This window comes from Nocardia sp. NPDC088792, from assembly GCF_044750615.1.
Lineage (GTDB): Bacteria > Actinomycetota > Actinomycetes > Mycobacteriales > Mycobacteriaceae > Nocardia.
Window position 1 is genome coordinate 1,069,111 of the sequence record NZ_JBIVKC010000003.1, and the last position, 20,157, is coordinate 1,089,267.

26 protein-coding genes are annotated in these 20,157 nt (G+C 66.0%); 15 read left to right on the plus strand and 11 right to left on the minus strand.

From position 1 onward, the window contains the following. Positions 1–24 precede the first annotated feature (24 nt). Both ACIP5Y_RS23065 and ACIP5Y_RS23070 read left to right on the plus strand, forming a co-directional pair. On the plus strand, positions 25–1,371 hold the full coding sequence (locus ACIP5Y_RS23065) for an LLM class flavin-dependent oxidoreductase (protein ID WP_400352554.1): 1,347 nt from the start codon (positions 25–27) through the stop codon (positions 1,369–1,371). A 25-nt stretch (positions 1,372–1,396) separates the two neighbouring features. Next, a complete protein-coding gene (locus tag ACIP5Y_RS23070; RefSeq protein ID WP_400352555.1) occupies positions 1,397–2,332 on the plus strand; it encodes a TauD/TfdA dioxygenase family protein in 936 nt (311 codons plus the stop codon). Positions 2,333–2,425: 93 nt separating this feature from the next. Here ACIP5Y_RS23070 and ACIP5Y_RS23075 read toward each other — a convergent pair whose 3' ends face one another. Continuing rightward, positions 2,426–3,670: an SPFH domain-containing protein gene (locus ACIP5Y_RS23075; protein ID WP_400352557.1), complete on the minus strand. Its 1,245-nt coding sequence runs from the start codon at positions 3,668–3,670 to the stop codon at positions 2,426–2,428. Continuing rightward, positions 3,670–4,101: an NfeD family protein gene (locus ACIP5Y_RS23080; RefSeq protein WP_400352559.1), complete on the minus strand. Its 432-nt coding sequence runs from the start codon at positions 4,099–4,101 to the stop codon at positions 3,670–3,672. Before ACIP5Y_RS23080 ends, ACIP5Y_RS23075 begins: the two co-directional genes overlap by 1 nt. Positions 4,102–4,296: 195 nt before the next feature. Between ACIP5Y_RS23080 and ACIP5Y_RS23085 the strand changes: the two genes are divergently transcribed. Next, the gene (locus tag ACIP5Y_RS23085) at positions 4,297–5,121 is read left to right on the plus strand and encodes a DUF3097 domain-containing protein (RefSeq protein ID WP_400352560.1); all 825 of its coding nucleotides are present in this window, start codon (positions 4,297–4,299) and stop codon (positions 5,119–5,121) included. Positions 5,122–5,198: 77 nt separating this feature from the next. Here the strand turns inward: ACIP5Y_RS23085 and ACIP5Y_RS23090 are convergent, their stop codons facing one another. Then, positions 5,199–5,786: a helix-turn-helix domain-containing protein gene (locus ACIP5Y_RS23090; RefSeq protein ID WP_400352562.1), complete on the minus strand. Its 588-nt coding sequence runs from the start codon at positions 5,784–5,786 to the stop codon at positions 5,199–5,201. 133 nt (positions 5,787–5,919) lie between these two features. Between ACIP5Y_RS23090 and ACIP5Y_RS23095 the strand changes: the two genes are divergently transcribed. The 3 genes from ACIP5Y_RS23095 to ACIP5Y_RS23105 all read left to right on the plus strand — a co-directional run bounded on the left by ACIP5Y_RS23095 (position 5,920) and on the right by ACIP5Y_RS23105 (position 8,092). Continuing rightward, positions 5,920–6,738, plus strand: a complete 819-nt coding sequence (locus ACIP5Y_RS23095) for an MBL fold metallo-hydrolase (RefSeq protein ID WP_400352564.1) — start codon at positions 5,920–5,922, stop codon at positions 6,736–6,738. Positions 6,739–6,959: 221 nt separating this feature from the next. Beyond that, positions 6,960–7,664 carry a hypothetical protein gene (locus tag ACIP5Y_RS23100; protein ID WP_400352565.1) on the plus strand — a complete coding sequence of 235 codons (705 nt, stop codon included), beginning with the start codon at positions 6,960–6,962 and terminating at the stop codon, positions 7,662–7,664. Positions 7,665–7,816: 152 nt separating this feature from the next. Beyond that, positions 7,817–8,092 (plus strand): hypothetical protein, encoded by a 276-nt coding sequence (locus ACIP5Y_RS23105; protein ID WP_400352567.1) that lies wholly within the window; start codon positions 7,817–7,819, stop codon positions 8,090–8,092. 32 nt (positions 8,093–8,124) lie between these two features. Here the strand turns inward: ACIP5Y_RS23105 and ACIP5Y_RS23110 are convergent, their stop codons facing one another. Beyond that, positions 8,125–8,655 (minus strand): phosphoribosyltransferase family protein, encoded by a 531-nt coding sequence (locus ACIP5Y_RS23110; RefSeq protein ID WP_400352569.1) that lies wholly within the window; start codon positions 8,653–8,655, stop codon positions 8,125–8,127. Between the two features lie 83 nt (positions 8,656–8,738). Here ACIP5Y_RS23110 and ACIP5Y_RS23115 point away from each other — a divergent pair, with 83 nt between their 5' ends. The 3 genes from ACIP5Y_RS23115 (at position 8,739) to ACIP5Y_RS23125 (ending at position 11,663) form a co-directional block, all read left to right on the plus strand. Next, on the plus strand, positions 8,739–9,482 hold the full coding sequence (locus tag ACIP5Y_RS23115; protein WP_400352571.1) for a class I SAM-dependent methyltransferase: 744 nt from the start codon (positions 8,739–8,741) through the stop codon (positions 9,480–9,482). A 105-nt stretch (positions 9,483–9,587) separates the two neighbouring features. Beyond that, positions 9,588–10,364 (plus strand): methyltransferase domain-containing protein, encoded by a 777-nt coding sequence (locus tag ACIP5Y_RS23120; RefSeq protein WP_400352573.1) that lies wholly within the window; start codon positions 9,588–9,590, stop codon positions 10,362–10,364. Positions 10,365–10,481: 117 nt separating this feature from the next. Further along, positions 10,482–11,663, plus strand: a complete 1,182-nt coding sequence (locus ACIP5Y_RS23125) for a serine hydrolase domain-containing protein (protein WP_400352575.1) — start codon at positions 10,482–10,484, stop codon at positions 11,661–11,663. 30 nt (positions 11,664–11,693) lie between these two features. On the opposite strand, the gene ACIP5Y_RS23130 is transcribed toward ACIP5Y_RS23125, so the two are convergent. Further along, the gene (locus tag ACIP5Y_RS23130; RefSeq protein ID WP_400352577.1) at positions 11,694–11,888 is read right to left on the minus strand and encodes a hypothetical protein; all 195 of its coding nucleotides are present in this window, start codon (positions 11,886–11,888) and stop codon (positions 11,694–11,696) included. On the opposite strand from ACIP5Y_RS23130, the gene ACIP5Y_RS23135 reads away from it, so the two are divergent. Next, positions 11,863–12,042 carry a hypothetical protein gene (locus tag ACIP5Y_RS23135; protein ID WP_400352579.1) on the plus strand — a complete coding sequence of 60 codons (180 nt, stop codon included), beginning with the start codon at positions 11,863–11,865 and terminating at the stop codon, positions 12,040–12,042. The genes ACIP5Y_RS23130 and ACIP5Y_RS23135 overlap by 26 nt on opposite strands. A gap of 89 nt (positions 12,043–12,131) precedes the next feature. On the opposite strand, the gene ACIP5Y_RS23140 is transcribed toward ACIP5Y_RS23135, so the two are convergent. Continuing rightward, complete coding sequence (locus ACIP5Y_RS23140; protein ID WP_400352580.1) at positions 12,132–12,566, minus strand: winged helix-turn-helix transcriptional regulator; 435 nt, start codon at positions 12,564–12,566, stop codon at positions 12,132–12,134. A 55-nt stretch (positions 12,567–12,621) separates the two neighbouring features. Between ACIP5Y_RS23140 and ACIP5Y_RS23145 the strand changes: the two genes are divergently transcribed. Together ACIP5Y_RS23145 and ACIP5Y_RS23150 are read left to right on the plus strand one after the other, a co-directional pair. After that, positions 12,622–13,143 (plus strand): PaaI family thioesterase, encoded by a 522-nt coding sequence (locus tag ACIP5Y_RS23145; protein ID WP_400352582.1) that lies wholly within the window; start codon positions 12,622–12,624, stop codon positions 13,141–13,143. 81 nt (positions 13,144–13,224) lie between these two features. Further along, positions 13,225–13,929, plus strand: a complete 705-nt coding sequence (locus ACIP5Y_RS23150; RefSeq protein ID WP_400353867.1) for a gamma carbonic anhydrase family protein — start codon at positions 13,225–13,227, stop codon at positions 13,927–13,929. A 4-nt stretch (positions 13,930–13,933) separates the two neighbouring features. On the opposite strand, the gene ACIP5Y_RS23155 is transcribed toward ACIP5Y_RS23150, so the two are convergent. Beyond that, positions 13,934–14,128 (minus strand): hypothetical protein, encoded by a 195-nt coding sequence (locus ACIP5Y_RS23155; RefSeq protein ID WP_400352584.1) that lies wholly within the window; start codon positions 14,126–14,128, stop codon positions 13,934–13,936. A gap of 268 nt (positions 14,129–14,396) precedes the next feature. Between ACIP5Y_RS23155 and ACIP5Y_RS23160 the strand changes: the two genes are divergently transcribed. Together ACIP5Y_RS23160 and ACIP5Y_RS23165 are read left to right on the plus strand one after the other, a co-directional pair. After that, complete coding sequence (locus ACIP5Y_RS23160) at positions 14,397–15,206, plus strand: hypothetical protein (protein WP_400352586.1); 810 nt, start codon at positions 14,397–14,399, stop codon at positions 15,204–15,206. Between the two features lie 78 nt (positions 15,207–15,284). Continuing rightward, positions 15,285–15,674 (plus strand): VOC family protein, encoded by a 390-nt coding sequence (locus ACIP5Y_RS23165; RefSeq protein ID WP_400352587.1) that lies wholly within the window; start codon positions 15,285–15,287, stop codon positions 15,672–15,674. 38 nt (positions 15,675–15,712) lie between these two features. Here ACIP5Y_RS23165 and ACIP5Y_RS23170 read toward each other — a convergent pair whose 3' ends face one another. Both ACIP5Y_RS23170 and ACIP5Y_RS23175 read right to left on the minus strand, forming a co-directional pair. Continuing rightward, the gene (locus ACIP5Y_RS23170) at positions 15,713–16,462 is read right to left on the minus strand and encodes a helix-turn-helix domain-containing protein (protein WP_400352589.1); all 750 of its coding nucleotides are present in this window, start codon (positions 16,460–16,462) and stop codon (positions 15,713–15,715) included. Positions 16,463–16,551: 89 nt separating this feature from the next. Beyond that, complete coding sequence (locus tag ACIP5Y_RS23175; protein ID WP_400352591.1) at positions 16,552–17,043, minus strand: pyridoxamine 5'-phosphate oxidase family protein; 492 nt, start codon at positions 17,041–17,043, stop codon at positions 16,552–16,554. A 125-nt stretch (positions 17,044–17,168) separates the two neighbouring features. Here ACIP5Y_RS23175 and ACIP5Y_RS23180 point away from each other — a divergent pair, with 125 nt between their 5' ends. Then, complete coding sequence (locus tag ACIP5Y_RS23180; RefSeq protein ID WP_400352593.1) at positions 17,169–17,933, plus strand: S1 family peptidase; 765 nt, start codon at positions 17,169–17,171, stop codon at positions 17,931–17,933. Positions 17,934–17,937: 4 nt separating this feature from the next. On the opposite strand, the gene ACIP5Y_RS23185 is transcribed toward ACIP5Y_RS23180, so the two are convergent. Together ACIP5Y_RS23185 and ACIP5Y_RS23190 are read right to left on the minus strand one after the other, a co-directional pair. Next, complete coding sequence (locus ACIP5Y_RS23185; RefSeq protein WP_400352595.1) at positions 17,938–19,461, minus strand: FAD-dependent oxidoreductase; 1,524 nt, start codon at positions 19,459–19,461, stop codon at positions 17,938–17,940. A gap of 94 nt (positions 19,462–19,555) precedes the next feature. Continuing rightward, the gene (locus tag ACIP5Y_RS23190) at positions 19,556–20,152 is read right to left on the minus strand and encodes a TetR family transcriptional regulator (protein ID WP_400352597.1); all 597 of its coding nucleotides are present in this window, start codon (positions 20,150–20,152) and stop codon (positions 19,556–19,558) included. Positions 20,153–20,157: the final 5 nt, after the last annotated feature.

Genomic DNA, 20,157 nt, shown 5'->3' on the forward strand with positions numbered 1-20,157 from the left:
ACCGCAGAAGGAATACACATCTCCATGTCGCAGTCGGACAAGACTTTTCATATCAATGCCTTCCTGATGGGCGTCGGGCATCATGAGGCCGCCTGGCGGCATCCGCGCACCGAGGAGCATCGGGTGCTGGATGTCGAGCATTTCCGGGAGCTGGGCCGCATTGCCGAGCGCGGGAAGCTGGATTCGGTGTTCTTCGCCGACGGACTGGCGATCGGACCGCGGATCAAGCGCAATGCACTCGCCGTCTTCGAGCCGGTCACCCTGCTCTCGGCGATCGCCACCGCCACCGCACACGTAGGACTGATCGCCACCGCGTCGACCACCTACAACGAACCGTTCACGCTCGCCCGCAAATTCGCCTCGCTCGATCACATCAGCAATGGCCGGGCGGGCTGGAATATCGTCACTTCCGGCAGTGAGGACGAGGCGTTCAACTACGGCTACGACTCGATTCCCGAGCACGCCCGCCGCTACGAACGCGCCCAGGAATTCGTGGACCTGGCCATTCAGCTCTGGGACAGCTGGGAATCCGATGCGGTGGTGCTGGATCCCGAGACCGGCATCTTCGCCGACCCCGACAAGGTGCACACGCTCGACTACCAGGGCGAACGGTTCAAGGTGCGCGGGCCGTTGAACTCGCCGCGCAGCCCGCAGGGGCGGCCGCTGCTGGTGCAGGCCGGATCCTCCGAGAGCGGCAAGGAATTCGCCGCCCAGTATGCCGAGGCCGTATTCACCGCGCAGCGCACCCTCGAAGAAGGACAACAGTTCTACCGCGACCTCAAATCGCGACTGCCCAAGTACGGGCGTTCGGCCGGCGAATTGAAGGTGCTGCCGGGGCTGGTGCCGTTCATCGCCGATACCGAAGCCGAGGCGCGGGCGCTGGAACAGGAATTCACCGACCTCATCTCCCCCGATTACGCGTTGCGGCAACTGTCGAATCTGCTGGGCATCGATCTCACCGAGCATGCCCTCGACGCGCCCCTGCCTCCGCTGCCCGCCGAGAGCGAAATCCAAGGCGGCAAGAGCCGATTCACCCTCGTGAAGGAACTCGCCGAGAAGGAAGAGCTGACCGTGCGCCAACTCATCGGCAAGCTCGGCGGCGGTCGCGGGCACCGCACCTTCGCCGGCACGCCCGAGCAGATCGCCGATGAACTGCAGACCTGGTTCGAGCAGGGCGCGGCCGACGGATTCAACATCATGCCGCCGTATCTGCCCGGCGGACTGGAGGACTTCGTCGATCAGGTGGTGCCGATTCTGCAGGAGCGCGGGCTCTTCCGCACCGACTACACCGCCACCACCCTGCGCGGGCATTACGGGCTCGACCCCGTGGAAAGCCAGTTCGCGCCCACCCGGACCCAGGCCACGGCCTGATCGCAGGAAACAGGAAGGAATCTCCATGACCACAGTCGAAAACCCGGTCACCACATTCCGTATCGAACCGGTCGCCGGGCATATCGGGGCCGAGATCACCGGTATCGATCTGCGCGACGAGTTCACCGACGAACAGATCCGCGTGCTCACCGCGGCCTTGCACGAATACAAAGTGCTGTTCTTCCGCGATCAGCAGATCGGGCACGCCGAGCAGATCGCCTTCTCACGACGGTTCGGTGCGGTGACGCCTTCGCATCCCTATGACGAAGACGCGCCCACCGAGGCTCCGGAGATCCTGGCTGTCGACAGCCGGCTGTATGAAAAGCGTTTCGGGAAGCGGAAATACAGCTACACCAATCGCTGGCACACCGACGTCTCCGCACTGATCAATCCGCCGGCCGCCTCACTGCTGCGCGCCGAGATCGCACCGGAACGCGGCGGCGACACCCAATGGACCAACCTCGCAGCCGTCTACGAGGGCCTGCCCGATTCACTCAAGTCGTTCCTGGACGGCCTGCGGGCCGAGCACCGCTTCGGCGGCAAGCAGCCGTTGTGGGATCCGGAGAGCACCTACGCCAAGCGCGTCGAAGCCGCCCCGCTGGTCACCGAGCACCCGGTGGTGCGAGTGCATCCGGTGACCGGCGAGCGGGTGTTGTTCGTGAATCCGGGCTTCACCACCCGCATCATCGGACTCACCCCGCGCCAGAGCGACGCCCTGCTCGAACTCCTGTACGCCGAACTCGCCGACCCGGCCTACACCGTCCGATTCCGTTGGCAGCAGGGCAGTCTCGCGTTCTGGGACAACCGGGCCACCGCCCACCTCGCGCCGAGCGACCTCGCTCATCTCGACGTGACCCGAGTGCTCTACCGCACCACCCTGGAGGGCGATATCCCGGTCGGCGTAGACGGTGAGCCATCCCGCTCCATCGCCGGTGCGAAGTTCGTCGGCTCCGCCGACTGAGCAGCAAACGCCTCGGTGGCCGTCGTGTTCATCACGACGGCCACCGAGTCCTGCATCCCGTATTCGTTTGTCGCCCTGCTCGATCGGCTCCGGTCAGCGGCCCAGCGGGCGCGGCGGCGGAGGCGGATCCCGGCGCTGGTCCGGATCGGGGCGGTACTGCTGCGGTTGCGGCGGCTGATAAGGCAATTGCTGGGTGGAGGGATCCGGGCGGGTCCGGGTCACCGGCGGCAGTGAGGCGGCCGGTTCGACGGGCGTGCGCGCATCGGCCTCCGCGGCGCGCACGGCCCGCTGAGTGGCCGGGTCCGTCGCGGTCTGGAACCAGTCGGCTACCTCGTCGGCGTCGTCTTCGACGTGGTCTTCGCCCGAACCGTCGGGCGCGGCCTCGTAGCGGAAGACCCCGTCCTCACCCTGTTTGGCGAAGTTGCGGGCGAATCCTTCGAGGGCCTTGCCGAAGTCGCTGGGCACCAGCCACACCTTGTTGGCGTCGCCCTTGGCCACCTGGGGCAGGGTCTGCATGTATTGGTAGGCCAGCAGTTCCGGGGTCGGCTTGCCGTTCTTGATGGCGGCGAAGACCTTTTCGATCGCCTTGGCCTGGCCTTGCGCCTGCAGGTAGGCGGCGGCGCGCTCACCCTGGGCGCGCAGGATGCGGGACTGGCGCTCACCTTCGGCGGACAGGATCTGGGCCTGCTTCCCACCTTCGGCGGAGAGGATCGAGGCCTGCTTCTGGCCCTCGGCCGTCTTGATCGCGGCTTCTCGCTGGCCTTCCGCGGTGAGGATGATGGCGCGCTTCTCACGGTCGGCCTTCATCTGCTTCTCCATCGATTCCTGGATCGACGGGGGCGGATCGATGGCCTTCAACTCGACTCGCGAGACGCGCAGACCCCAGCGGCCGGTGGCCTCGTCGAGGACGCCGCGCAACTGGCTGTTGATCTGATCGCGCGAGGTCAGGGTTTCTTCCAGCGTCATGCCACCGACCACGTTACGCAGCGTGGTGATGGTCAACTGTTCCACGGCGGCAATGTAATTGGAGATCTCGTAGACCGCGGCCTGCGGACTGGTGACCTGGAAGTACACCACCGAGTCGATCTGCACGGTCAGGTTGTCCTGCGTGATCACCGGTTGCGGTGGGAACGACACCACTCGTTCGCGTAGGTCCACCTTGGCGCGCACCCGATCCGCGAACGGCACCAGGAACGTCAGCTGCCCCGACACGGTGCGCGAATACCGGCCCAGCCGTTCGATGACGGCGGCCTCGGCCTGCGGCACCAGCGCCACCGACTTGAAGACCACCACCACGACCAAGAGGACGAGAACGATGGCAACAATCAGTACAGCCATCACGGCCCTTTCCAGACGACGACGTGGGCGCCGTCGATCCTCATGATGTACACGGTCACTCCCTCGGCATAGGACTCGGAGTCGTCGAAGGGACGCGCACTCCAGACCTCGCCGTCGATCTTCACCCGGCCGCCATGCTCGTCGACCGCCTCCAGCACGCGGGCGGTCTTACCGGGCAGGGCGTCCACACCCGTCTGATGCGGCGGGGCAATCGAATAGCGCCGCAACAGGAATGGGCGAACCAAAGCCAACAGTGCAATCGAAGAAACCCCGAAGACCACCGCATCCACCAGGATCGGAGCCCCGGTCGCGCCACTCACGCCCGCGGTCACGAGCGCGGCGACGCCCAGCATGATCAGCACGAGATTGCCCGTGAGCATCTCCGCTGCCGCGAGGAGTATCCCCGCGACCAGCCAGACTATTGCGGCCACATCCCCCACAGTAGCCGTACCGGCGGGTTACGGCCGCTTTTCGTGATCACCTTGCGGCTCACCGGCGCGGCGCGCCCAACTACCCCGCCCGCACCCATACGGACTCGCCCTGTACTGCGGCGTGGCGCACACAACGCGCGTGGAATGGGCGCGGCGAGAGCGGAATTGCCCCGCGACGGCGGTAACCTGCCATCCGTGAGCGGGCACCAAAGGTACGGCGACATCTATTCCGGACATACACGCAAGCAGAAGCGGGAAGTACCGCGCGTGATCGCCGAACGAGACCTCGTCGCCGAGGACGCCGCCACCGGATTCTGCGGCGCCGTAGTCGGTTTCGACCGCAGCTACGACGGCGAATTCGTCAAACTCGAGGACGGTAAGGGCCGAGTCCGGCTGTTCGCCATGCGCGAAGCCGCCTTCCTCATCGACGGTCAACCCGTGACCTTGGTGAAGCCCACCGCCACCGCACCCCAGCAGCCGACCCGCTCGGCCTCCGGCTCCACCCGCGTCGAGGGCGTCAAAGCTCGAGTCGCGAAGGCCAGCCGCATCTGGGTCGAGGGTGTCCACGATGCCGCCCTCGTCGAACGAGTATGGGGACACGACCTCCGCATCGAAGGCGTGGTCGTCGAACAACTCGAGGGCCTCGACCATCTGGCCGCCCGCCTCACCGAATTCCGTCCCGGCCCGGGCCGCCGCGTAGGCGTCCTCGTCGACCACTTGGTCACCGGCTCAAAAGAAACCAACCTCACCACCGGCCTGGGCGAACACGTCATGATCACCGGTCACCCCTACATCGACGTCTGGCAAGCCGTCCGCCCGTCGGCCGTCGGCATCGCGGCCTGGCCCGATGTCCCCCGCGGCGAGGACTGGAAAACCGGTATCTGCCAACGCCTCCGCTGGGGCACACCCCGAGACGGGTGGCGCCGCGTCTACAACGCCGTCGATTCCTACCGCGACCTGGAAACCCCGCTGATCGGCGCAGTCGAACGACTGATCGATTTCGTCACCGAGCCGGAGTAGGCGAAACACTCACCCGCGGCAGGCGTGTGAACATGTGGACGCTCTTCCGAGAGCGAGATTCCCTGCGGTAGAGCGTTTTACATTCTGCGCGAGATGACCATGATGTATTCGCAGGGAGCGTTCGTTCGGTTGGCGAAGCCGTGGTCCACGTCGGCCTGGAGGAACAGCGAGTCGCCTGCGTTCAGGGTCTCGCTGATTCCGCCGATCAAGACCGTGAGGGTGCCGTCGAGCACCACGAGTTGTTTCTCCGTCCCCGGCGGATTCGCGGGCAGCAGCCCGGTAGAGACCTGCGCGGGGAGATAGTGGACGATCATCTCGCCTCGTCCCACGCCCGGGGCCGCTGACACCATGTGCCGTTCGAAGCCGGTTTCCGGGTCACGGAAAACGGGACGTTCGTTCTCGCGCATGACAACTGCCACACCGGACGCCGCAGCAGCCGGACCACCGATCAGGTCCGACAGCGATGCGTCGAGCGCATGGGCGATCCGGGACGCGACGCCGATTGTCGGACTCTTCTCACCGCGTTCGACCTTCGACAGCATCGCCCGGCTGACCGACGACTGCGTGGACAGCTGCTCCAACGTCAGGCCCGCCTCCTCACGGCAGCGCCGCACGTTGGCGCCGAACGCGCCGGCCAGGTCGTCACCGTGCTGCGGTTCGGCCACGTTTTCGTCTTGCTCGACCACCGTGCTCCTCGATCGATGGGTATCTTGCCGCCCACAGTGTATGTATTCTCCTAAAGAAGATACAGTCTTCTATCGAAGACACGCGATACGCGCTCAACACGACGGAGATTCCATGCGTTTGATCTCGAGTGGCCGGCACCACGCCACGTTCGAATTCGGCAACCTGCAGGTGACCTCGCTGCGAGACGGCTACATCGACATGCCGCCGACCCGCCTCCGCGACGAGGACGGATGCACCTTCGATGAGCTGCCCACCGGCGTACCGCTGGCCGGCGGCAACCTACGCCTGTCGGTCAACGCCTTCTTCGTCACCGACGGCACCCGGTCCGTTCTCATCGACACCGGCGCCTCCGACAACTGGCACGACCCCACCATGGGATTGATCTACGACGCCCTCGCCGAAGCGAAAATCGACCCCACCCAGATCACCGACGTCGCCATCACCCACAACCACGAAGACCACGTGAGCGGCCTGATCACGCCCGACGGCTCCGAGGCATTCACAAAACTCGAGCGCGTATGGATCGGAGCAGGCGACACCTCGGTATTCACAGGCCGCCTCGAGCCGATCCGCGACCGAGTCGTCCCGGTCTCGGAACAGGTCGCAATCAACGACTGGCTCACCGCCATCCCAACCCCCGGCCACACACCCGGCCACACCATCTATGACATCAACAGCACCACCGGCCACCTACTCGCCTGGGGCGACACCGTCCACGTCCCCACCCTGCAATTCGATCGACCGAACGTGACCTGGGAATTCGACAGCAACCAATCCCAGGCCCGCACCGCACGAGCAACCCTCCTCACCCAACTGACCCGCCCCCACCACTTCATAGCCGGCGCCCACCTCGACTCCCCCGGCATCGCCCGCATAACCCCCTCCGGCAATGGCTATTCGCTGGAATACCTAGCACCACCGATCGGCTGATCGAGCTGCCCCTCGGCCAGATAATCAGCGGCCGCCTGTTTGCGCGGGCACGGAGGATCGCACGGCGCATGAATCTTCAGAATCCCTTCGGCGCGTGTGCGATCCAACGGCCGACGGCGAGTTCACCTGCGGTAGAACGTGTTACATTCTGGCGCGATAGGCAGCCGTTTTGTGGCTGGGGCCGGGGCGAGGGAGGACGCCGTGATATCGGGGTGGGGCGAATGGCCGTCGTGACGGCCGCAGCGCTGGCAGGCGTGGATGTCACGGCGCTGTCCAATGCGGATGTCCTGCATCAGATCGTGCAGGCCGCGCGCCGTGGCGATATCGAGCATCCCTGGGCGCGGATCGTCACCGTCGGCCATTCCTACGGCACTGTCGTCACCGAGATAGAGGCGGCGAGCGATCGCGATGTCGACGGAATCATCGGCACCGGCTGGGTGAACATGCCTGGGCTACTCCCCTCCGCCGAACTGATGACACGGCACGAGCCGGTCGATCACCTCGGCGAACAACCACTGCCGCCAGGCTATTTGACGATGCGGCCCGGCGGGATGGCGATCTTTCACCAGCAGGACAATGTCGATCCGCAGGTATTCGCCGCAGAGGAACAACGCCGCGGTACGGACACCATCGGCGAAGTCGCCACTCCCGCCTTGGTGACGCTCGTACAGGCCACGAACCCGATTGCGGTACCTGCGCTTCTGGTGCTGGGCGAACGCGATTTCCTCTTCTGCACTCCCCCAGAGCATCAACCATGCGACGCCACCACCGTGCGGCAGACCCAACGAATGTATTTCACCCCGCAAGCAGCACTGAGCACCTACGTCCAGCGCAATGCCGGCCACAGCATCGCGCACGAACTCAACAGCGCCGACGGGTTCGACGCCATGATCGGATGGCTCGGTGACCAGGGGTTCGATCGCTGAAAGTGGCGGTTTCAACCGGCCGCGCGGCCCGTAGGAACATCCAATCCGATGCGGCGACACCGGGTAGGGGGTTGGATCCCTCCCCGATTGATCGCAAGGGTGCCGCCGGGAGACAGTGGAGGCTCACGTGTTCCCCACCCCGGATGCGATAAATGTCAGCAGCTCCCTCACAACGCACACACCGGACCCGCTATACCTCCGTCGACGGGAAGCAGGCCGCGTGGCGGATGATCGGCAGCACGATCGAAATCCTCGCACTCACCGTGACGAGCACCGCACGCCCACCCGACACCATCGCCTTCGATGACAATTCCTGTCACGACTTGTGCTGGGCCCGTGAGCGATTCAGCAAGTTCACCGATCTGTGGGATGCGATTCGCAGCGAATACTGGCACCTGCTGCTCCACAACGACGCACACGTGATCTGAACCGACTTCCCCGCTGTAGTGCGACAAGCTCGTCAATGATCCGGTAGCTGATCGCTGGTCACGAGCGCATGAACTCTTCCCAGCCGCGGCCGTAGGTCCGGTCGCATCTCGTCGACGACGAAAGCGCAGCCGGCCAGCTCCGCACCTGAAGCTGCTACCAGCGCTCGCACTGCTGCAGCCTGGCTTCCCGTCTCGATCCAATCGTCTACCAGCAAAACGCGGTCGGCCGGGCCAAGGGATGCGCTCTGGATCCTCAGCTCGTGGCGGATTCCGCGATAGTCGGGTTCTGTTTCCCGCACGAGCTTGTCTCCCGGAAACAGGCCGGCGGCCTTTCGGACAGCAACGAATCCGACGCCGAGTTCCAATGCCGATGCCCCACCCAGCAGGAAGCCCCGGGATTCGATACCGCAGACAGCGGTAATGCCCTCATCTCGGAACGGTGCCACGAGCGCCCGCACGATCGCCTTGAAGGCGTCGCCATCCCGAAATACCGGCCACATATCCGCATGGCCGTCGACCCATTGGAACCGCTTCAGCAGCACGTCACGCGCCGAGATCGTCACGAGGCACGATTCTCGCTTGACCGGCTGCACGATGCGAGCAGGTTTCGGATGAGAACCGGTGATCCGGGGGTACCGTACCGATCATGCTCGACTACGACACCGAGGCCGCGATCTACGACCGGACCCGTGGTGGCGAAGAGCGAGCGGAAGCGGCAGCTGGAGCGGTGCGGATACTGCTGCCCACGGGTACGCGGACGCTGGTGGATGTGGCGTGCGGGACCGGGATCGTCAGTGCACGGTTGCGCGAGCCGGGACGTGTCGTGGTCGGGGTCGATACCTCGGCGGGCATGCTGCACTATGCGCAGCCGCGACTCGACGGGAGGGTGGTGCGCGCGGATGCGACGCGGCTTCCCATCGCCGATTCGACGGCCGACGCGGTGCTCTTCATGTGGCTGTTGCACCTGGTGGGAGCGCAAGTTGCCGCACAAGCCGTGGCCGAGGCCGCCCGGGTGCTGCGGCCGGGCGGGGTATTGGTGGCCACGGTCGACAAAAACTTCGCCATGTACGGGGTGCCGAGCGATCTGGCGGCGGTGATCGAGCCCGTTCATCGAGCCCAGATGGCTGAGAACCCCGACGCCCCAGCAACATTCGCTGGATTCGGGCGCCTCTCCGGGCTCGAGCCAGCAGGGGAATCCACCTACATCGGACACGGTCAAGGATGGTCACCCCAGCATCTGCTCCGGTCGCTGCCATCCCTCGGTTGGTATCAACAGCTGGACGACCCTACGGCCAGCGACCTCTCGACGCGAGTCGCTGCGCTGCCGGATCAGGATCGAGCGCGCCCGGACCCGGTGTATCGCGTTGCCTCCCTGCGCAAGGCGGGCTGATCCAGCCGACACCGCCTGATTGCTCGGTGAAGATTTCGTGGAGCTGTGGTGGAGGATGATCGTGAACGGTGTTGTCGTCGTTGCACGGTACGTAGCCTCGACGCGGTGGAAGACACCTTGTTCGAGACACACCGCCCGGGCAACTATCTGCGTCGTCTCGCCGATTCCGATATCGGGCGCCATTACAAGATGATCGCCTTGGAGCAATTGGGAGTGCGGCCGGGCGATACCGTCGTCGATCTCGGATGCGGTCCGGGAGCCGATCTGGCAGTACTCGCGGATACGGTCGGACCCGATGGGCTTGTCATCGGGGTAGATGTCGATGCCGCGGCCGTCGGCGAGGCGTCCGCCGAACACGGGGCCGACCCACGGATCACAGTGCACCACAACGATATCCATCAGCTCGTCCTCGCTGACCGGAGTGCCGATCGCGCACGCACGGATCGCGTGCTGCAGCATGTGGCGGAGCCTGCGGCCGCCCTGGACGAGATACATCGGATTCTCCGGCCCCACGCCACGGCGGTCTTCGCCGAACCCGATTGGGAAACCCTCGTGATCGACCACCACGACCGCGAACTCGCGCGCTCCTACACCCATTTCGTCGCCGATGTCGTGATCCGCAACGGCGGGATCGGCCGGCAACTGCCCGCCCTCGCCCTGCGATCCGGCTTCGACATTCGCGACGTGTTGCCCATTACAACCGTTTTTCGCGACGCGCGTACCGCAGATCGGGTCCTGGGCTTCGAACGAGTCTGCGCGCGTGCCGTAGACGCCGGCTACCTGGCTCGCGCAGCAGCCGACAACTGGCTCCGCGGCCTCACCACCGAACCGTTCTTCGCGTCGGTAACCCTGTTCATCGTGACCGTCACGCGGATGCCCTAACGTCAGGATCGTCACCGCCACGCACAGGTCCTTACCCGCACTCGGGGATATCCCCCAGGCCGATCTGGGGGCCGCGCCCGGACGCACCCCGCGGAGGGCGAAACTAGCGTTCAGTCAATGACTTCGACACTGCGAAAACATCTCGCCACGGCATTCGGTGTCGCACTACTGCTCGTCGCCGAGGCCGCCACTGCCGTCGCGCAGCCGGGCGATCCCTCCCCTGTCGAGCAGTTGCGCAGGGACAGCGAGGCGATCCACGCACTCGGAGTCAGCGGGGTGCAGGCACGCGTGGTGGGATCCGACGGTCGGCAATCGGTTGCCACCAGTGGCACCGCCGATCTGGCTACCGGTCGGCCAGTCTCTTCTGATGGCTGGTTCCGCATGGCCAGCACGTCCAAGACGCTGATCGCCACCGTAGTTCTCCAAATGGAGGGCGAAGGCAGGTTGTCTCTGGACGACACAGTCGACCACTGGCTGCCAGAAGTTGTGCAGGGCAATGGAAACGACGGTACGCGCATTACCGTTCGACAACTGCTCCAGCACACCAGTGGCATCCACGACGACCTGCCCGGATACACCACGCCGCGAGAGTATTACCAACAGCGGCACAACGTCTACAGTCCTGGGCAACTGGTTGCCCGGGCGATGGCTCATGCGCCGGACTTTCCTCCGGGAGGGGGCTGGGAGTATTCCAACACCGGTTACGTCCTGCTCGCCATGATCATCGAGAAGGTCAGCGGTCACGCGGCCCACCGGGAGATCGAAGACCGCGTCCTGGATCCGCTCGGCCTCGAGCACACCCGCACGATGGACGCCTCCCCCACCCTGCCCGAGCCGCACGCCCAGGCCTATCAGCTTTTCGGCCCCGAATCCCGGGTGGACGTCACCGACCAGATACCGGTGGACTACCAGAACCTGTCGTGGGTCACGACCACACAGGACGAAAACGCTTTCTTCCGTGCGCTGCTCGCGGGCCGCCTGCTACCGGCGCGGCAGCTGGGCGAGATGAAGCAGACCGTCCCGGTGAGTGCGGAGGTCGAAAAGCTGTGGCCCGGTGGCCGATACGGGCTCGGTCTCGTCGAACGCCCGCTGAGCTGCGGTGGGAGCTACTGGAGCCACGAGGGTGGGGACGGCGGCTACATCACCCTCAACGGCGTCACCGACAACGGCACGCGAAGCGCCGTGGTCTCCATGTCCGAGGCTCGCGGTGACAGTTCCGACCACATCCTGGGTCAGGAGAACGCCGCCAGCGTCCTGATCGACCACGCACTGTGTTCGGGCTACGGTGTGAGTAGTTGAGGTACAGGAAATCCCGACGCGCGGGGCGGATCAGTTGCGCGTGCCGGCTGGTGGGCCGACGACGGTGGTGAGCTGGAGTTTGGTCTGGTCCTCGCTGCCCGGCGCGGCGGTCATGATGACGATCCCGAGCTCGGTGTCGCCGTCGGTCAGGACACCGCAGTCCACCGTGACCGGGCCCACCGACGGGTGGTCGACCGTCTTGCGGACCTCGCGGTTCGCGGTCACCTCTCCCGTCGCCCACAGCACCGACATAAACGGTCACAGCGGCTCCCAGACCCTCACCGAGGGCACGGACGCGATCGTCACCCTCGTCACCGAGGACCCCGTCGCCGGCACCGGACACTTCATCAACCACCATGGCGAGATCGCCTGGTCCTGACACCGGCGGTGCCGAGTCACTGGCCCTGAAGAACAGAACGGGCAGAACATCGAGACCGGTCTCGGGCGATCCGCTGGGAGACGAAGGCCTCATCGGTTGTGGTGCACGGTGAGTCCGTGGCCGGTGTCGGCGAGTAGGTGGCCGTGTTCGCATCGGAGGGTGGCGCGAACCGTTGCGCCGCAATCGGTGTGGGTTATCGTCAGGGGCGGTCCTGCTGGGCCGGTCAGGTGTTTGTCGCCCCATTGCATCAGGGCGGTGAGTACCGGTTGTAGTTCGCGGCCGGCGGGGGTGAGGCGGTATTCCTGGCGGGTGCGGGCTCCGGATTCTCGGTAGTCGACGCGTTCGAGTACGCCTGTTTCGGTGAGTCCGCGGAGGCGCGTGACCAGGATGGCGCGTGAGGCGCCGGTTGCCTGCTGGATCGCGTCGAAGCGGCGTACGCCGAGGAATACTTCGCGCAGGATCAGCAGCGACCATTGTTCTCCCACCACCCCGAGCGCTGCCGCGACCGAGCATTCTCTCGCCATTGCCTCATCCTACCTAAGTCTGTGTTCTGAACTCAGGGTGATAGCATCCGAAACCATGACATCCACCGACACTCCGCCCACCGGAGAACTCCGCAGCAAGACGGTGACCTGGCACGATCCACAGGACACCGCCACGGCAGGCCGCGGCAGGTCGGGACTGGAATTCCTCACCGCCTGGCTGCACGGCGAGGTACCCGCGCCGCCCATCTGTGCGCTGGTGAACAGCCGGTTGGTGGGCGTCGAGGCGGGCGAAGTCGTGTTCGCCTGCACCCCGGACGAATCCGTCTACAACCCGATCGGCATGGTGCACGGCGGCCTGGCCTGCACCCTGCTCGACTCCGCCGCCGGCTGCGCGGTGCACTCCACGCTCCCGGCCGGATTCGGTTACAGCTCGATCGAAATCAAGGTCAGCTTCCTGCGCCCCATCCACATCCACACCGGCGAGATCCTCGCCCGCGGACGAGTCACCAAACCCGGCAAACGCGTCGCCTTCGCCGAAGCCGACCTCTGCGACGCCAACGGCACCATCCTGGCCACCGCGACAAGCAGCTGCCTGGTCATTCCCCTCGTCGGCTAGGCGTCGCTGCCCCACATTCAAGCCGGAACTTGGGTGGTCCCAACATCTTCCGAGAATTGACCGGCGTCGCGGGTGTCGTTGATGATCGTGGCGGGGCCGGCGGCAGCAGACCTCGAGTCTCGTTCCCTGTGGTGCCGCCACCGGATTGGAGTGGGTATGCCCAGCTACGAAATCGACGGAGTGGTACCGATCGTCGCCGCCGGAGCGTTCGTCCACCCGTCGGCGGTTCTCATCGGGGACGTCGTAATCGAAACCGACTGCTATATCGGCCCGGCCGCCAGCATTCGAGGCGACTTCGGCTCGATCGTCATCACCTCGGGATCCAACGTTCAGGATGGGTGCGTGCTGCATTCGTTCCCCGGGCGAGAGTTGTTGCTGGAGCGCGAATCCCATATCGGGCATGGTGCGGTATTGCACGGTTGCGTGATCGAGTCCGGGGCGATGGTCGGAATGAACGCGGTCGTGATGGACGGTGCGCGGGTGGGGGCGCGGGCCTTCGTCGGTGCCGGCAGCGTGGTTCGGGCGGAGATGGTAATTCCTGCCGAGCATCTCGCCGTTGGCAATCCGGTGACGGAGATCCGGCCGTTGGATGCGCAGACATTGCGATGGAAGGCCAACGGCGTGAAGGTCTATCAGGAATTGGCCAAGAGGTCCCTGACCTCCATGCGGGAGACTGTGCCGCTTACCGAGATCCCGGCCGACCGGCCCCGGCTCGGCACCGGCCGCGAGGTATCGGCTCCCTTGCACGAGCTGCGCCGCGGTGATGGCCCGCGCGAGCGGACTTAGCGGGTCAATTCCCGGCGCCCGGCCAGTGGCGCAAGGGCGAGGTCACCGCGGGCACCTCGGTCACGGGGCGCGGGTGCGCCTGCTGCCCGGAATCGCTGAACGTGAATGCCGCCAACCCACCGACAACCAGCGCCAACGCCGCTACCGCGCCGGCGATCGGGCGCACCCACCACAGCCGCCGTCGTCGCGGTTCGCTCATCTGCACTCCCATCGCCGGACCGGCGTCAGGTGAATCGTGGCCGAGGGTGCGGTGTTACGTGGCCGACCGTTCGGTGGCGCCGGCGGGGTCGGTGCGGTCACGGCCGCGGGCCATCTCCGCTTCCCGCGGAGGTATCGAATCGTCGCGTGCTGCGTCGCCTGCGCTAGGTGGGTTGGGTCGGCTATCTTCGATATGAGCCACCGGCCATGTCTCGGCTATCCGGGGGTGCAGGTGGAGGCCGGTTTCTGGAATGTGAGGTTTCTTAGATTTGAGTTCCCCTAGCGCGACGTTGACGGTATGGGCCGGCTCCTGGCTGGCCGGTCGTAGCGCGCCCGACGATGTGCTGGACGCGCTGCGGGCTTGGGCGCCTCGGCAGAGTGTGGCGGCGGGGGATCCGGTTGCGGGTGGGCACACCGGACTGCCTTGGGCATCGGATGAGGAACCCGATGCGGTGGCGGGGGCCGGGATCATGGTGCTGCTGAAGGTTATTCGGGAGGCGCTCAGTGGGGACGGGGCGCAGGTGCGGCTGGTGTTGCCGGTGCCGGGTGATGTGCGGGGGCTACCCGTGGGGTCCGAATTCGCCTCGGCGGCAACCGAAGCGGGGGAAGGACTCTTGATCGGGGTCGCCGGGCAGGCCGGGACCGGGCTGGTGCCGGTGTGGACCGATGAGGATGCGTTGCAGTGGCGGGTTTATGCCACGCCGATTCCGGTCGCGGTCGAGCCGGAGATGCCGTTGGGGGAAGCGGAGTACAGCATGCGCGAAGCGGTGCGCGATGCCGCCGATGCGTTGCAGCAGTTGCAGACCACGCGCTTGGGGTCGGGCGGGGTGGGGCCGCGGGAGCTGGTCGAGGCCGAGCTCGCGGGCCATTCCAAGCATCGATATCCGGATTCCATGCCGCTGCGGGCGCGACGGATTCTCGATACCGCGGACCAGGTGGCCGCCATTCTGACCGTTGCCGAGCGGGAACCGGCTTCCGCGCCCACTTCGTCGAGTGTGGCAGCGGCGCAGGAGGCATTGTTGCGGCCGCTGTGGAATGCGATTCGGTCGGCGCGGCTGGCCGCGGTGCACGCTCGCTGACGCGAGGGTCGTCGGTCGCGGCAGTGGGTGTCCGATTTCTTCAAGACCAGCGGGCGGTGTCACACCTACGGTTCAGGTATGACGGTGAAAGTAAATGTGATCCAGATCGTGGTGTCGGATATGGCCGCCTCCATTGCCTTCTATGAGCGGCTCGGCGTCGAGTTTCCCCCAGGATCCGCGAGTGAACCGCACGTGGATACGCAGCTCGGCGGGGGTGTGCGGCTGCTGTTCGATACCGAGGAGACCATCCGGTCCTTCATGCCGGAGTGGGAGCGGCCGACGAGCCCGGGGCGGCTCGGGCTCGCTGCGGAATGTGAATCGCCTGCCGCGGTCGATGCCAAATTCGAGGAGCTGATTGCCGCGGGATACGAGGCGGGGATGAAGCCCTGGGATGCCTTCTGGGGGCAGCATTACGCAGTCGTGCATGACCCGGACGGCAATGGCGTCGACCTCTACGCGGCGCTCTGACTGTCGATAGCCTTCCCGCCACGTGTGATCACGCGGGCTCAGCGGTCCAGCAGTTGTTTCGGTGACAGCCCGCTGAGCTCGCGGAAATCTCTCGTCAAGTGCGCCTGATCGGAGTATCCGGTGCACATGGCGGTGTCCGCGAGCGGGACGCCGGTGCGGGCCAGGGCGAGGGCGCGCTGCATGCGTAGCACCCGCGCCAATGTCTTCGGGCCGTAGCCGAACGCGGACAGCGACATTCGATGTAGCCGGCGGGCGCCGAGATCGAGCGCGTCGGCCGCCTCGGCTACGGTCGCGCCCGCGCGCAGGGAGTGCACTATCCGGCCCAGGAGCGGGTCGACCGGATCGGTCCGTGCGGCACGCCATTGGGCAATGGCTTCCAAGCCCGCGGCCGGAGTGCGCGCGCTGGCGATCAGTTCGAGGGCGCGGCGCGTGTCGGCCGGGCTCCACAGGTCCGCGAGTTCGACTCGGCTGTCACGGAGTTCGTGAGCCGGGACGCCGAGGAAGGTGGGCGCGGTGCCCGGATAGAAGCGGATGCCCACGAACTCGGCGGCGTTGTCGACCGGCGGGTGATAGGCACGGGTGTCCGGGCCCGCGACGAACACCCGGCCCTCGGTCCACATCAGATCCATGGAACCGTCGGGTAGCACCGGGATGTCGGAGTCGGCAACGCCGGTGCGGGTCCAGATCGTCGCTCCCGCGAGGCGCGATGGACGCTCCCGATAGCCGTGTGGTGCATGGATTTCCGGCTCGGAGGGTGCAGACTCTTCGTGAAAGCCGTTGGAAGACACCTTGTTAGGCAGTTCGTGCACGAAAGCATGTCGTGCACACTTGCACTCGATGCAATCTTGCATGAACTGCCCTCCCCGGCTGGTTCCCATCAGTGCTTGCGCACCACCCGTTCCGGCTCACCCGGCTTCCAGATGGTGATGTCGAGATGATCGTCGATGACCTCGACCGAGGACGCGCCGGTGATCTCCGCCGCGTAGAAGGGATCGAACTTCTCGCCACGTAGATCGAACCCGCTCTCTTCGTAGAGCGCGTCTGCCCAGCGCTGCTGCAGCGCCTCGTCCCGCACGTCACGGACCACACCGAACAGTTTGGCATCGCCGTCACCGACCTGGGTATCGGTGGTGGCGGTGTGCAGGCAGAACCTCGGGTCCCGCTGCAGATCCAGGAACTTGGTGGTGCCCTGCATGCCGACCAGCCACAGCTGACCCTCGAAGATGCGCGGCTCCAGCGGGCTGATGCGGGGGAAACCGTCGGATCGCAGGGTGGACAACATGCACAGATTGCCGGTGGCGGCGTGACGGCGAACGAAGACTTCCGAGATATGGGGTGCGGCGGCGGTGAACTCGGTCCAGGAGGTCATGCCGTGACGGTACGCCCGGGGTCCGACACATTCCGGCCGCCCAGCACTCGCATCCTGGCCTCCCGCAACGGCCGTCATCTGTTTGAATGATCGAATTCGTTCGGTCGGTTACGGAAGGTGCGGTTGTGTCACTCCCCCGCCGTTTCGTCGCGGTCTCCGCGGCTGTCCTCGTCTGTGCTGCCGCGGCAGCTCCCGCCGACGCCGTGGTCGGTGGCACCGAAGCGCCCGCGACCTCGTATCCGTGGCTCGCGGCGGTCGGCAGCCCGCTGTTCGTGCTCCGCGCCTCGGGACAGTTCTGCGGCGGCATGCTCATCGCACCCGACAAGGTGCTGACCGCGGCGCACTGTCTGCAACTGCCGGGGCCGGTGCCGGTCGCATTTCCCGCCTCGATGATGAAGGTGACCTTCGGCCGCAGCGAACTCGCCTCCGGGGATGGCACCACCGTCGGCGTCACCTCCATCCGCCTGCACCCGGGATTCCGCGTGGAGACCGTGGACGGCGTGGACGTCTACCATCACGACCTCGCCATTCTCACACTCAGCAGTCCGCAGCCGGGCCCGACCGTGGATCTGACCGCACCACACGGTGATTCCGCCACCATCCTCGGCTGGGGTGGCACCAGCACCGACGACACCGATCTGTCGAACACGCGCCTGCACGAAGCGAGCGTGCCGCTGGTTCCGGATACCGCATGCGCGGCCGCCTACGGGGCCGCCTTCGATCCTGCGGATATGGTGTGCGCCGGCTCCGCCGCGGCGGATACCGGCGAATTCGACAGTGGCGGACCGCTGATCGTCGACGGGAAGGTCGTCGGCATCACCTCCTGGGCGCGCGGAACGGCGCAACCCGGATATCCGGGCGTGTATGCCCGTCTGCCGCAACCGTTCTGACCGGTCAGATCTTCGAAACAGACTGGGCGAAGCTGAACACGCTGTGCGGGTCATAGTGCTGCGCGACGCTGCGTAGCCGGCTGGCATTGCCGCCGTAGTAGGCGCTCGCCCAGTTCTTGATGCCCGGATCGATGTAGTTGACGAAACCGGTATCGCCCGTCAGGTTCCCGAGCCCATCGCGCACCTCGTCGACCGCAGTGCGCGCTGCCGACGTGGTCGCTCCGACGTAGATCTGAGCGGTCGCCAGGGCGCCGCGATAGGCGAATGCGGTGTCCGACGCCGCGATTCGGGCCGGGGCGCCGACCATCGAATCGAGCAGGATATCCATGCCCTGACGCCCGGTCAGCAGCGCGGTGAGCTGCCCCGGATCCAACAGGGGCTTGGTGAGCACTCGCGACGAGGCCGTGAAGGACTCCCGGCCGAGCACACCGCCGCCGTTCCAGCTCGGACGGCATTGCGCCAGCGAATAGTTCGCACAGCCACCGAAGTACATCATGGCGGCGAGATAGTCCTTGTTCAGGGCGAATCTATTGACGGGTTGGCATCCGGTCGCGGCGATCAGCTTGTCCAGCAGGGCATTCATATCTCCGGCCGGGCCGACGTAGCAGCCATTGATGCGGCAGGTCGGTGGAGATCCCGCCGACATTCCCAAGGTGGACCAGAATTCGTCCGGGGCGGTGGCGGTGAACGATTGCCAGCCGCCCAGCACCTCGGTGAGTGATCCGGCGGGGAACTGCACTTGGAAGACCGTCAATTGCGGCGCGGCCACGGTGCGGAAGGTGAAGGAGGTGACGATGCCGAAGTTGCCGCCGCCGCCCCCGCGCAGCGCCCAGTACAGGTCGGGTTCCGAATCGGCGGCTGCCGTGCGCAGCACCGCGTCCGCGGTGACGGTCTGCGCCGACACCACGCTGTCGCAGGTCAATCCGTATTTGCCGGTGAGTACGCCGATACCGCCGCCGAGGGTGAGACCCGCAATACCGACCGTTGGGCATGATCCGCCTGGCAGGGCACGACCGGCCTTGGCCAAGCCGGAGTAGACATCGATCAATCGCGCGCCCGCACCGATGACGGCCGTGCCGTCGGCGTGAACATCCACGGTATTCATGGCGCCCACGTCCACGACGAGTCCCGCATCCGGCGTCGAATACCCCGCATAGCTGTGCCCGCCGCTGCGGGCCGCAATCGGTATCCCCGCGGCGGCGGCCGCGCCGACACAGGCCTGTACGTCGGAGACATTGGCGCACTGCGCGATCGCCGCGGGCTGGCGAGTGTCGAACATCGGGTTGAAGGCCAGCTTGGCTTGATCATAACCGGAGTCCGGGGGCAGGTTCAGTGTGCCGGTCAGCCGCTTGCGCAGCGCATTCCAATCCATCTGGCCCCCAGGCGGATCCGCCGGGGTTCCGGTCGGATCCGGCTGTCCCCCGGCCGCCTTCTCCGCGGGCGTGCAGGCCACCGAACTCAGGCCGAGTGCGGCCGCACCTACCCCGAATCCCACCGCGCGCAACACCGTCCGCCGATCCATCGCCATGCAGGCGCCCCTCCCCCGAGGCTTGTGACACGAAGCTTGTACGTTCACATATCGCGGAGGAAGAGCAGGCCGTTTCAGCCCGGGATGCGGTGTTTCAGCTCAACATGCTGTCGGCGAGCCGAGTCCATTCGGTGAGAACCTGCTTGCGGCGCAGCCGATCTCGGCCCACCATTTCGTCCAGTGTCGCACCACGCACCAGGTTGATGGTGAGCCAGAACGCCGCCTCCAGCCGCTCACGCGAGACTTCGACGCGCTCGGCGCAGGCGTCCAGGAGCTCCACGGTCAGATCGTGTTGCACGCGAAGCATATTGCGCCGCAATGTTCGATCGTTCGCGATCCCGACATACAGCTCGACGCTCGCCTTGCCCAGCTTGCCCGCGAACGGTGCGGTCACGTACTCGACGAGCACCTCGCCCGCCGACGCCGTCGCCGCCAGCGTCCTGGTCCGCCGCTGTAGAGCCTCGCGCTGCCGCTCGGTGAGGTGGTCGATGGTCTGGGCGATCAACTCCTGGCGCGTATGGAAATGGTGCAACTGCGCGCCTCGCGTCACCCCGGCGCGCGCGGTGATATCGGCGATCGACGCGCTCGCGTAGCCGACCTCCGCCAGGCTGTCGATGGCCGCATCCAGCAGGAGCGCCCGCGTGCGCAGGCTCTTCTCCTGATGCTTGTTCGGGGGCAGGGCGGAAACCACGAGGT